The 12,999-nt window shown below is 48.0% G+C and carries 11 protein-coding genes; all 11 read right to left on the reverse strand.

The window, feature by feature from the left end; genetic code table 11:
- Nucleotides 1–30: 30 nt before the first annotated feature.
- Complete coding sequence (locus tag D6M16_RS18035; RefSeq protein WP_205576944.1) at nt 31–888, reverse strand: hypothetical protein; 858 nt, start codon at nt 886–888, stop codon at nt 31–33.
- Nucleotides 889–926: 38 nt separating this feature from the next.
- Nucleotides 927–1,808 carry a hypothetical protein gene (locus tag D6M16_RS18040; RefSeq protein WP_120513283.1) on the reverse strand — a complete coding sequence of 294 codons (882 nt, stop codon included), beginning with the start codon at nt 1,806–1,808 and terminating at the stop codon, nt 927–929.
- A gap of 248 nt (nt 1,809–2,056) precedes the next feature.
- On the reverse strand, nt 2,057–2,902 hold the full coding sequence (locus D6M16_RS18045; protein ID WP_120513284.1) for a hypothetical protein: 846 nt from the start codon (nt 2,900–2,902) through the stop codon (nt 2,057–2,059).
- A gap of 4 nt (nt 2,903–2,906) precedes the next feature.
- Complete coding sequence (locus D6M16_RS18050; protein ID WP_120513285.1) at nt 2,907–6,521, reverse strand: toxin VasX; 3,615 nt, start codon at nt 6,519–6,521, stop codon at nt 2,907–2,909.
- 255 nt (nt 6,522–6,776) lie between these two features.
- On the reverse strand, nt 6,777–7,160 hold the full coding sequence (gene acpS, locus D6M16_RS18055; RefSeq protein ID WP_120513286.1) for a holo-ACP synthase: 384 nt from the start codon (nt 7,158–7,160) through the stop codon (nt 6,777–6,779).
- 1 nt (nt 7,161) lies between these two features.
- A complete protein-coding gene (gene pdxJ, locus D6M16_RS18060) occupies nt 7,162–7,893 on the reverse strand; it encodes a pyridoxine 5'-phosphate synthase (RefSeq protein ID WP_120513287.1) in 732 nt (243 codons plus the stop codon).
- Nucleotides 7,890–8,600 (reverse strand): DNA repair protein RecO, encoded by a 711-nt coding sequence (gene recO / locus D6M16_RS18065; protein WP_120513288.1) that lies wholly within the window; start codon nt 8,598–8,600, stop codon nt 7,890–7,892. The genes pdxJ and recO overlap by 4 nt, the downstream gene beginning before the upstream one ends.
- Nucleotides 8,601–8,608: 8 nt before the next feature.
- Nucleotides 8,609–9,514, reverse strand: a complete 906-nt coding sequence (era, locus tag D6M16_RS18070) for a GTPase Era (RefSeq protein WP_120513289.1) — start codon at nt 9,512–9,514, stop codon at nt 8,609–8,611.
- Nucleotides 9,511–10,185: a ribonuclease III gene (gene rnc, locus D6M16_RS18075; protein WP_027253570.1), complete on the reverse strand. Its 675-nt coding sequence runs from the start codon at nt 10,183–10,185 to the stop codon at nt 9,511–9,513. Before rnc ends, era begins: the two co-directional genes overlap by 4 nt.
- A gap of 10 nt (nt 10,186–10,195) precedes the next feature.
- Nucleotides 10,196–11,095, reverse strand: a complete 900-nt coding sequence (lepB, locus tag D6M16_RS18080; protein WP_120513290.1) for a signal peptidase I — start codon at nt 11,093–11,095, stop codon at nt 10,196–10,198.
- A 99-nt stretch (nt 11,096–11,194) separates the two neighbouring features.
- Nucleotides 11,195–12,991, reverse strand: a complete 1,797-nt coding sequence (gene lepA / locus D6M16_RS18085) for a translation elongation factor 4 (RefSeq protein ID WP_046222274.1) — start codon at nt 12,989–12,991, stop codon at nt 11,195–11,197.
- Nucleotides 12,992–12,999 lie beyond the last annotated feature (8 nt).

Raw genomic sequence — 12,999 nt, forward strand, 5'->3', positions numbered from 1 at the left:
CCCATTCGAGTTGATTCGGTACATTCTTTATCAATCATTGTATGGGGAGGTTGCTATTTCCAAGTCCCAAATATCATCGGGTGGTAAAATTGTTTTCCCATCAAACAGATTTGCTTTATCTTTTTTAATTTCCCCATATGGATGATAAGCATTGATAGTTTTTATAATTTCATCTTTCATTCCTTTCTCGCAAAAAATATCCGTTGAGAGAAAGCAAGGTTTCTCAAATGAAATTTCTCCATCATGTTCTTCAAAACTACGAAACCGATGAAATAAATAAAAATAATCTCTTGGCTCGTCATAGTCATCATGCTCACGAATAAAAAAAGTATCTTCATGAAAAGAAACTCGCTGCATCAAACCGAATTTTTCAAAATTCACATTGGCTAACACTAACCAGGTAATGCCCAACCCTCCTGCACCGACCAATGCGACAGGACCTATCATGACCACAGAAATAATGGTAAGTACCGCGAGCACACCTACCATTTTTTTTGCAACCTTTGTGGCCTTTGGGGGAGAATATGCATGTTCTTCAGTGACCAATCCGTGCTTGCTGAGTATGTAATGATGGCGGTAATAGTTAAAAACGGTAAGCCCTGAGTAGTAATACCCCATGAACATACCAAACCCAACTAAAATCCAAGTCCATGGCTCAGTTACCGTCTCTATAAGATCGAATCCAGAAGCAAAAAAAATAAAAGCGAACATAGGAGCAGCACAATAAAAAGCATTCTTCTGTAATGTCTTTTTTCTGCGACTGACATAAGGCCAGGGATACGCCAGCACCTCCCACTCTATTTTATCCGGATCATTCCTGATCTTTTCAAATCGTGAGTAGATTTCTTCATCTGTTGGGATGCTTGATTTGTTTAATGGTCTGTCCATCTTCGTCATTGTTCTCAACAGCCTGGTATACGATAAATTTATTCCGCATTAGAATATAATGATGTTCTAGAAACTAGTTCTCTGATTTCTCTTGGTGCAACGAAACTAATATCATCATCAAATAAATTCATTTTGTCAGAAATGATCTCTCGCCAAGGGTGATGCTGGTTAAAAAACTCAATAATATCCGATTTTTTACCGGCTTCACAGTAAACATCCGTATGCATGTAGGCAAACGTATTTAATTTAATAATTTTATCTTCGTAAAAATTAATACTATAGTACCTATGATATAAGCGAAAATAATCTCTCTTTTCATCTGAGTCATCATGTTCCCTGAGAAAAAAAATATCATCATGTTTACAAACACGTTGCATTAGTCCATATTTTTCGAAATTCACATTGGCTAACATCAGCCAGGTAATACCCAGCCCACCTGCACCAACCAATGCCACAGGGCCAATCATTATTACAGTAAGAACAGTGAGAACCGCTAATACGCCCACCATTTTCTTGGCGACATTCGTCGCCGATTTTGGTGAATAGGAATGCTGTTCAGTAATCAAGCCGTGCTTACTGAGCATGTAATGATGGCGGTGGTAATTAAAAACAGTGAGCCCTGAAAAATAATAACCAAACGCCCCCAAGAATATCACAATCCCCCAAACCCATGGTTCTGTAATTGTTTTAACAATATCAAATGAAGATGTGGCAAACAGAAGAAGAAATGGAACCACAGCACAATAAAAGGCATTTTTTTGTAATGTTCTTTGTCTGCGACTGGCGTAAGGCCAGTGATAGGCCAATACTTCCCATTCGATTTTTTCCGGATCGCGCTTTATTTTTTCAAAAAGCGAGTGCGTTTCCTCCTCACTCGGAATCTCAGATTTTAATAACAGACTTTCTCTTTCATTCAGCATAATGTCACCCCTCAATATAAATTCTGACCTGCGGCTCAAAGCGCGTTTTCATCGGCCCCAGTTTATTCAACCCATGGTTACTTAGCGAATTAAACTAGAGAAAAAACATATCAAGCGAGCAACCCAAACATATGCATCAAACTATGATTTCCACTGAACTTTAGAATCAACACTTAACTTTATTCAAGAGCAATTAATTCAGTGGCAATCAAAAAAACACACATCACATACAAATCCGTTAAGTGAAATCACACATCCTGATATTCGGTGGGTATTCTTCTGCTTTCCTGAGAAAACAGGTCCACCATTTCAATATTAATATTACGGTTTTTTGAATTACTATTAATAAAATCAATTATTTTATTTTTATCGCCATGATTACAAAAAACATCAACCCTGAAGATGCCGTAATGAGAGAATCTTCTATCTTCATCTGACTCACCTTCAATATCCCAGGTTTTCATAAACAGTCTAAAATAATCTCTTGATTCATCAGAGTCATCATGAATTCGGATCAAAGCCACCTCATCTAGACTCCCAACCTGTCGCATTAATCCATATTTTTCAAAATTTACATTTGCTAATACGAGCCAGGTAATACCCAACCCGCCGGCACCAACCAATGCCACAGGACCAATCATGACCACAGAAATAACGGTCAGTACCGCGAGCACGCCTACCATTTTTTGTGCGATCTTTGTGGCTTTTGGAGGAGAATAAGCATGCTCTTCAGTGATCAAACCGTGCTTACTGAGCATGTAATGATGGCGGTGGTAATTAAAAACAGTGAGTCCTGAATAGTAATAGCCCACGAACATGCCAAATCCAACTAAAATCCAAGTCCAAGGCTCGGCCACCGTCTCTATAAGATCGAATCCAGACGCAAAAAAAATAAAAGCGAACATAGGAGCAGCACAATAAAAAGCATTCTTCTGTAAGGTTTTCTTTCTGCGACTGGCGTAAGGCCAGTAATAGGCCAATATCTCCCATTCAATTTTATCCGGATCATTCCTTATTTTTTCATAACGTGAATGCGTTTCCTCATCACTCGGAATCTCTGATTTTAATAACAGACGTTCTCTTTCATCCAGCAAAATGTCACCCCTCAATATAAATTCTGACTTGTGGCTCAAAGCGATTTTTCATCGGCCCCAGTTTTTTCTTCACTTCATCGTGACTTAGCGCGTTGGCAACCAGATTATCGGCGGTAAGTGAAAAGCTGAAATAGTACAAGTTGTCATTGTCTCGCTCATCACTGTTCGGATGCTGGCAATAAGCCAGAACCATGTCGATATTGCGCTGGTTTTCCTGCAGTGGCAGATAACACTGATATGTCAGTGTCGTTGACTTCTCTGTATCACTGTCTTGCTTTTTCCAGACGCCAAGCTTTTGCTCCAGCACGGTGCTCACCGCGTCTTCCGCTGACTCGACAAACATTACCCCCAGCAGTTTTCCGGCCACCAGCCTCGGCAGCTCAATATTCAGCCAGACCCCTTCCATCACTTCGGTCCGCCGTGTTGCTGCCGGGTAAGTACTGGTTTGTCTGTACTCTGTACGTCTGTTGGGCATCGCATGAATCACAGGACTCCAGTACAACTGGTGTAATGCCTGCAGCGCCTGTGTCAGTTTCGGTCTGTGGTAGTGATTGTCTCCGTCCGGTTGCCATACCGGGAGCTGATCGGTTCCCCAGGGGCCGCTCGCCAGCCACTTCTGAAAATCGTTGCGCTCAAAATAATCAATCAGCTGATTGATTATCATCAGAGAGAGGCCAATGCCAGCTGAAGCGAACAATACCCAGGGCGCAAATGCTGCCGCAACTGCCCCTCTGCTGGCCTGTAACAGCTGATAAGCACTGATATATGCCTGTCCCCCTAACGCCATTGTTTTTGCGCCATGTATTACTTTCAGTTCATCTTTCGCTTTCAACAAAGTAAACAAGGAAGGAACAAACTCCATCACGGCTGAAATTAACCCGAATGAAGCAGCGACTTTAGTCAAGTTAGCGAAGCGAATTCCAGCTTTGGCTTGATTAGCACTGATTCTTGTATCACCAGAAAACCGAATGTCTTTCAGATCGTAGTAAGTATGCTTAAAAGACTTACCCGCACTATTAAAAGCACTCCAGGCCGGAGCCTGAAATACGGCCACCAGACTGCTGCTGGTGGCTATCATCCGCTGAGTAATGCCGGACAATTCACTGACGGTATAGACATTATTGGTTTTCAAACTTTGGGTGTAACTGACCAAATCCCTCAAATTCACCAGCACCACCAGCAAATCAACACCGCTGGACACCATGACAGAGCCCATCCTCAGGCTGGCGTTTTCAATGTTGGCTTTGACGGTTTTTGTCCCTTCTTCTTTCAGGTAATCCGCTTCTATCTGCGCATACAGGGGTTTTTGAGCCAGGTGCGCATCACGGACAGCCATTAACTGGTTACGCCTTACACCGGCCTGATAAGTTTCCTCTGCGATCTGATCAACCGTTTTACCCAAAGCGCGCTCACTGAGCCTGATAAAAACGCGATGATCATGGTTCACCCGGGTCTGCACCACTTTCTCAGCCTGACTCAGATCTTTAGTAATTTGTTGTAACTTTTGCTCCCAGGCCTGAATCTGGCTCTGGTATGCCCCCTTGATGTGTACTTCTGCAGAAGTTGCAAAACTTTCAGCCAGGATACCGAGATCAAGGGCTTTCTTTGCATACGGATTGGCGCCGAAAAAGGTCAGTGAGGAGGCAAGTATGTGGGCAATGCCACTGACAGACTGAGTGGCTCCGGCTTTTAACGGAGCGCTGATGGTCTGCGTAAAACTGTCATGAATCGTCGACAAAAATGTCGCGAAACCACCCAATTTCGCGTGCGACTGCACGCCCGGATCATTCATAAAGGCTAAAAACGCCCCATAACTGATTGTGAAATCTTTTGATGCCGAGGCGCTGTCCACCGCCTCAGTGGTATCAGCATTGTCTGCCAGTGTAATATCGCCACGGCACTTGAGATATAAGTCATAAGCGTCATACAGCTCACAGCTGTAACCTGTTAAATACAAGGGGAATATCGTACTCGGGCTACCGTATTCATTCTCCAGCCACTCATTCTGAGCCTGAGTTAATCGACTGTAAAGTAAAGGCGTAACCAGATTACCGTGCAGGGCTTGCATGGCATTCTGGCCAGCAGGCGAGAAAATATCGACAAACGCTTTTCTGTAGACATCTTTACCAAACTGTCGCAGCATGGCCAACGTTGCGTCTCTGTGCGTCTCGACCAGCGGATAACAGGTGCCTTCCTGCTCAAGATAGGCGATCTTATCTTTGATCAGCTTATCACGGTCAATCATGCGGCGATTTTTTCTTACGTTGTACCAGTCTTTATAAAATGAGCGATAAGCAATATTTCCCCGTTGCTTGCGAAAGGCTGCTTCTGCTTTTTGTAATTCGATCCCTAGGCCATAAGCCCTGGCATCACCGCCGTTAGTGCCTAACATTGCTGCCGCTTCATACTGGCGCCGTTTCTCATACAGTTCACAAATTTCCTGATAAATCACCAGTTGCTCACTGCGTGGCATCTCATCCAGCAGATAGGGATAACGGATGTCCATTCCTTCCGGAATATCAGTCGCCGTAATCTGCATAACCGCTTCCATTAATTGGTTTTGCAGTACTTCATATTCCAGCCAGTCCTGCCACTCTGCCACAACTGCGGTAAAACGGATCCCCATCTCACACAGATCGCTGAACATATCGTGAATGGCAACCAGATAACCCGATTCATTGGCGGGCAGGCTGCTGGTGATATCCGTCGCTGCTGCGACAGGTTTCACCTCCAGATCTAAGGTCACGTCAATCTTTTCTGGCGTATCCGGGCTCTCTACGGTCACTGTGGTTTCGGCGGGCGTTTTGGTGTGTACCAGACCGGTAAAGCGTTCAATCTCTCCTGCCTGCGCATCAATATCAGCCACTTGGTCCAGCTGATCGATGCCAACGATATGATCGCCGGGATGGGTTGTCAGGCGGGAGCAGTCAATGTGACGGGCATGAAAACGAACACTGGGGCTTGTTGCAAACAGATAGAACATGGGCCAGGACCAGCGGTGTTTACTCCAGGCAATGCGAATGGATGTATCGCTGTTATAGGTCAGAAAAGGCTGGCTGGTTCCGAGCGTACCGCGCTCTGTTGGCCCCTCGACGGGATCCAGTGTTTTAAAATCATAGTTTTCCTGCTCATAGCGAGTCAGAGTCACACCGGATAACGCATACTCGTCCAGCGTTTTGGCCGTTTCGTTATACACATATAACCAGCCATCCCGTAGCTGACGCAGAGTATATTGATACGGTGCCACTGACTGACCAGAAAAATAGCCTCTGCCCCGCCATCCTTTCGGCAAACCATGCTTCGGCTTGCCATTCTCGTCGTTCTCATCCAAGGCATAGCGAACCGGAAACAAATGACAGGGCGTCACTGTTTTTTCTTTTCGCTTTTTAACAGGGGTTTGCGGTTCGACAGGCGGCTGTTTCAGCTTTTCATTTTCCCACATCATGGAACGCTCAGGTGGCTTAGCCACCGCCTTACCACCGTTTGCACTCAGATCATTCGGACGCGAAAGAGGCATCTCGCCTTGTTCATATAATGCTTTTGCCTGATCATATGTGTACTGGTGTTCTTCCCAATACATGGAATGCCGGGGAGGATACGGGAAAATTTTGCCTGCCATACTGAGATCTCATTATCGATTAATTCGTGCTATTCAAATCTATTTATTTATTTGATAAAGCAAGATTTGCGCCATTAAATCAATACTTATAAATCAGCATGTTACATGTTAACTGTGTTTCACCTTGCCAATAAGTTGGAAATTTTTCTCATTTTTTGGATCCTGACTTCAAATCTGGTCCGGCCCACCCCGTTTTTTCATCAAAAAAGGGAAACCAACGTTTCCCTTTTTATTTCCGGCAGATGAATGGCAGTGTCAGCCCGTTTCCAGAATCACAGTCGCGACAGCATAGTGTTTTTCATCTGCAATAGTCAGGTGAATATGGCGGACCGCCATCTGCGCGGCCAGTTCGGCCGCTTTCCCGGCCAATGTTAACTCTGGCTTACCACGTTCGTTATTGGTGACAGTAAAATCCTGAAACGAAACACCACAGGCTATGCCTGTACCCAGCGCTTTGGCGGCCGCTTCTTTGACCGCAAAACGCTTGGCCAGGTAGCGGCCTGCCTGCTTATGCTGACTGAAAATGATTAATTCTTCAGGTGTCAGTACCCGCCGGGCAAACGTCTCACCGGCACGGTCGAGTACATGCTCGACACGGGCAATTTCAGCAATGTCTGTTCCCAGACCGACGATGGCCATGTTACCAGCGCGCTTCCAGCATCACAGCTTTCATGTCTGCCACGGCTTTATGCAGGCCGTCAAACACGGCGCGGCCGATGATGGCATGACCAATATTGAGCTCGTAAATCTCCGGCAGGGCCGCAATCGGTTTGACATTGTGATAAGTCAGGCCATGGCCGGCATTGACCTTGATACCCTGATCATGGGCGTAACTGGCGGCGGCGGCAATTTTCTTCAGCTCAGCCTGTTGCTCAGTTTCCGATGTCGCATCAGCGTAATGGCCTGTGTGTAGCTCAATATAATGTGCGCCACAGGCCACCGCGGCATCAATCTGCGCGCGATCTGCATCAATAAACAGGGAAACCAGAATACCTGCAGCAGAGAGTTTCTCGGTCGCCGCTTTCACTTTGTCCAGCTGACCCACCACATCCAGACCGCCTTCTGTGGTCAGCTCTTCGCGCTTTTCCGGCACTAAGCAGACGAACTCAGGTTGAGTGTCCAGTGCTATTTGCACCATCTCATCGGTCACTGCCATTTCCAGATTCATACGCGTCTGAATGGTGTCACGCAGAATACGGACATCGCGGTCAGTAATATGACGACGGTCTTCGCGTAAATGAATGGTAATACCATCAGCGCCTGCGCGTTCTGCCACTTCAGCTGCATGCACCGGATCCGGATACCGGGTGCCGCGGGCATTACGCAAAGTTGCAACGTGGTCGATATTGACGCCGAGCAGTATATTCTTCATGTAGCGGTACTCCTTCCTCTAGGGATAAACAATTCCCTGCTTTTTAATGGTTTGCTGCCAAGATACGGTTTCAGGGCCATGCGTGTAAAGCGCTTTGCGGCCCTGAGCTGATCCTGGGTTTCAAAATGCCGGGCGGCAATGGCTTTGAGTTGTCGACCGGTAAACGTCAGCTGGCCGGCAACCAAAGAAGCAATAAACCCTTTTTGCTCCCGATAGTTATAGGTCATTTCATCGTCAACAGGCAGCCCGCTGCCTGCACAATGAAGGAAATCCACCCCGTAGCCCAAGTGATCCAGCAATGCCAGCTCAAAACGCCGTAATGCCGGTTCGGGATTGTCTGCCTGAGCAAGCTCCCGCAATACATTGAGATAATCCAGAAACAGCGCTGGATAAGGCGTCTGAACTTCCAGCACCCGGGCCAGGATCTCATTCACATACAAGGCGGAATACAGGATATAGCTGCGCATGGGCAGCCCGATACTGATAGGTTCGGCATGGGTCAGCACCGGCATACTGCCACGGCCAGTCCATTTAATGAATAGTGGGGTAAATGGCTGAAGCGCTCCTTTGAGATTGGAGCGCTTACGGCGGGCACCTTTAGCCATCAGGGTGATCCGGCCGGACTCTTCGCTGAAGACGTCCAGGATCAGGCTCGTCTCACTGTAGTGACGAGAGTGCAGAACAAAACAGCGCTGCAGCCCTTCCATCGCTGTCCTTAAAGATCGTCGATATAGCCAAGACTACGCAGGGCGCGTTCGTCATCTGCCCAACCGGATTTCACTTTCACCCACAGCTCAAGGTACACCTTGCGCTCGAACAGATCTTCCATGTCCAGACGGGCTTCGCGGCCAATGGTTTTGATTTTCTCGCCACCCTTGCCTATCACCATCTTCTTCTGACCTTTACGCTCAACCAGAATCAGGCCGTTGATATCAAAGCCATCGGTTTCCGGATTGTAGTCAAAGCGTTCAATTTCAACCGTCACAGAATACGGCAGTTCTTCGCCGGTAAACCGCATCAGCTTTTCACGGATAATTTCGGAAGCCATAAAGCGCTGCGAGCGATCGGTCACGTACTCTTCCGGGAAGTAATATTCCCCTTCCGGCAGACAATCGCGGACTATCTTCTCGACATCATCAATACCGGTACCGTGTTTGGCCGCAATAGGGACAATGGCCTTAAAGTCCATTTTTTTCGCCAGTTCCTGCATGTGCGGGAACAGATCGTACTTCATTTTGACGTTATCGACTTTGTTGACCAGCAGCACCACAGGCAGGCCGCTTTTTGCCAGCTTGTTGAGCACCATTTCATCGTCCGGCGTCCACATGGTGCCGTCTACCAGAAACAGCACCAATTCGACATCGGTCAGCGAGCTGCTGGCCGCACGGTTCATCAGGCGGTTAATGGTGCGCTTTTCCTCGATATGCAGCCCGGGGGTATCCACATACACAGCCTGATAGCCGTCTCGGGTATCCACGCCCATAATCCGGTGGCGGGTGGTCTGCGGTTTACGCGAGGTGATCGACAACTTCTGCCCAACCAGACGGTTCAGCAGTGTTGATTTACCGACATTCGGACGGCCAACGATGGCAATAAAGCCACAATGTGTTTTATCTGTCATGATTCTAACTGCTTCAATGCCAGTTCTGCCGCAGCCTGCTCAGCCTTGCGCCGACTACCGCCTTTACCAACCACAGGGTTATCCAGCCCCGAGACGTCGCACTGTACAGTGAATTCCTGATTGTGTGCTTCACCCTGCACCTTAGTTACAGTATATGCCGGAAGCGGCAAACGACGCCCCTGAAGGCACTCCTGCAGACGGGTTTTCGGGTCTTTCTGGTTTATACCGGGTTGTATGGTGTCCAGACGACTCTGATACCAGCTCAAAACGATATGGCGGACACATTCGATATCACTGTCGAGGTAAATTGCCCCAATTATGGCTTCGACACAGTCAGCCAGAATGGAATCGCGGCGATAACCGCCACTTTTCAGTTCGCCCGGGCCCAGCAGCAGATGGTCACCCAGCTCGAATTCGCGGCCTAACTCAGCCAGCGTTTTACCCCGAACCAGTGTGGCGCGCATCCGGCTCATATCGCCTTCGTCGACCTTAGGGAAGCGATGATATAGCTCATCGGCAATTACAAAGCTCAGGATAGAGTCACCCAGGAACTCCAGACGCTCGTTGTGCGTCCCGTTGGCGCTTCTGTGTGTCAGCGCCAGGGTGAGTAATTCGCTGTTCTTAAATTCGTGTCCCAGCTTACGCTGGAGTCTTTGTACAGGAGATGTCATTTTTTCCCGATCAGTCTATGCCTCCGATGCGGCTGAAGCGCACACCGGTAGGAATCCAAGAGGGAAGTACACTATCGGCACTTCGTTCAAATTCAAAGCTGATCCAGATCCCGACCGCCTTGCCAACCAGATTTGCTTCCGGCACGAATCCCCAGTAGCGGCTGTCAGCACTGTTATCACGATTGTCACCCATAACAAAGTAGTGACCTTCAGGCACCACCCACTCAGCCAGTCCGGGACGCGGTTGATAATCAAACGTCTGATTCGGCCTTAGCGGATGGATCAGAATGTCATGTTTCGCCTCACCAAGCTGCTCAGTAAACTGGATCAGCCGGGTTCTGTTCTGAACAAAGTCACTGTCGTGCATCTGGCTCATCATGACAGGTTTACATTCTGTGGTGCCTTTGGGTGCAATACAGATCTGCTTATTGTCACTATAGCGAACTAAATCGCCCGGTAATCCCACAACGCGTTTAATGTAATCCACGTTAGTGTTTACCGGGTATTTGAAGACAGCAATGTCTCCACGTTCAGGTTCACCGGTTTCCACCAGTTTATGACGGAATACAGGATCGCGCAGACCATAAGCAAATTTTTCAACCAGAATGAAATCGCCAACCAGCAATGTCGGCATCATCGATCCGGATGGGATCTGGAACGGCTCATATATAAACGAGCGAAATACCATGATAATTGCTATCACAGGGAACATAGAGCTGGTGGATTCAACCCAACCTGGCTGAGGCGCAACGGCTTCTAAGGTTTTAGCATCCACCTGACCACCGGCATTGGCCGCCGCTGCGTCGATTTTCAACTGACGCTTAGGTGCCCAGAGGAACCGATCCAGTGCCCAGATAATCCCGGTCACTATGGTTGCCAGCACTAAAATTAACGAAAACAGATTTGCCATTGCTGTTCCTAATGTCCCTATGATGAATTTTTCATGGTCTCTCAGGGTCTGATGACCCTAACCATTCCGCCGCATAATGCGGCGGAAGGCGGACTCGAATTATTTGTCTTTACCTACATGCAGTATGGCAAGGAAGGCTTCCTGCGGCAGTTCGACATTGCCGATCTGCTTCATTCGCTTTTTACCTTCTTTCTGCTTCTGCAGCAGCTTTTTCTTACGGCTCACGTCACCACCGTAACACTTGGCGATAACGTTTTTGCGTAGCTGTTTCACGGTCGAGCGAGCAATAATGTGGTTACCGATCGCTGCCTGAATCGCAATATCAAACATCTGGCGAGGAATGAACTCTCTCATTTTCTCAACCACATCACGACCACGCGATTGCGCATGATCTTTATGGGTAATAATAGCCAGTGCATCAACACGATCGCCGTTTAACAGGATATCTACCCGAACCATGTCGGATTCCTGATAACGCTGGAAGCCATAATCCAGAGACGCATAGCCGCGCGATGTCGACTTCAGGCGGTCGAAGAAATCCAGTACCACTTCTGACATCGGAATGTCATACGTCAGCGCAACCTGGTTACCGTGGTAAACCATGTCGACCTGAGAGCCGCGTTTTTCCACACACAGTGTGATCACGTTACCCAGGTATTCACTTGGCACCAGAATGTTACAGCGGGCAATTGGCTCACCAATGACTTCAATATCATTGATAGGCGGCAGTTTGGCCGGGCTGTCAACATACAGCATGTCGCCGTTACTCTTCTTCACCTCATACACAACAGTCGGTGCTGTGGTGATCAGATCCAGATCGTATTCACGCTCCAGACGCTCCTGAATAATTTCCATGTGCAGCATGCCCAGGAAACCACAACGGAAGCCAAAGCCCAGAGCGGCAGAACTTTCTGGCTCGTAGAACAGCGAGGCATCATTCAGGCTCAGCTTGCCCAGTGCATCACGGAAGTTCTCATAATCGTCAGACGATACCGGGAACAGGCCTGCATACACCTGAGGTTTCACTTTCTTAAAGCCTGGCAGCGCCTTTTCACAGCCATTCTTCGCCAGTGTCAGGGTATCGCCCACCGGCGCGCCCAGTATGTCTTTAATACCACAGACCACCCAGCCCACTTCGCCCGTCCTCAGGATGTCTTTATCCACCTGTTTCGGGGTAAAGATACCGATACGGTCAACGTTCCAGGTCTGCCCTGTGCTCATGACCTTGATCTTATCGTTCTTCTTCAGGGCGCCGTTTTTAATGCGGACCAGAGAGACAACACCGAGGTAGTTATCAAACCAGGAGTCGATGATCAGCGCCTGTGGCGGCGCATCCGGATCGCCTTCCGGCGCAGGGATTGAGCGCACGATATTTTCCAGCACCTCGTCAACGCCCAGACCGGTTTTGGCGGAGCAGCGGGTGGCTTCTAACGCATCGATACCGACGATTTCTTCAATTTCTTCCGCGACACGCTCAGGATCAGCGGCTGGCAGATCGATTTTATTCAGGATCGGCACAACTTCCAGATCCATTTCAATCGCGGTATAACAGTTAGCCAGTGTCTGGGCTTCCACACCCTGACCGGCATCGACCACCAGCAGCGCACCTTCACAGGCCGCCAGCGAACGGGAGACTTCATAGGAAAAGTCTACGTGCCCCGGGGTGTCGATAAAGTTGAGTTGATAGGTTTCACCATCTTTTGCCGTGTAATTGAGCGTCACGCTCTGGGCCTTGATGGTGATGCCACGTTCACGTTCAAGATCCATTGAGTCAAGGACTTGCGCAGCCATTTCACGATCGGAAAGGCCACCGCAGACTTGAATCAAGCGGTCAGATAACGTCGACTTACCGTGGTCGATATGTGCAATAATCGAAAAGTTACGAATGTGCTTCATGAATTGGC

It is taken from the genome of Photobacterium salinisoli (assembly GCF_003614885.1).
Taxonomy (GTDB): domain Bacteria; phylum Pseudomonadota; class Gammaproteobacteria; order Enterobacterales; family Vibrionaceae; genus Photobacterium; species Photobacterium salinisoli.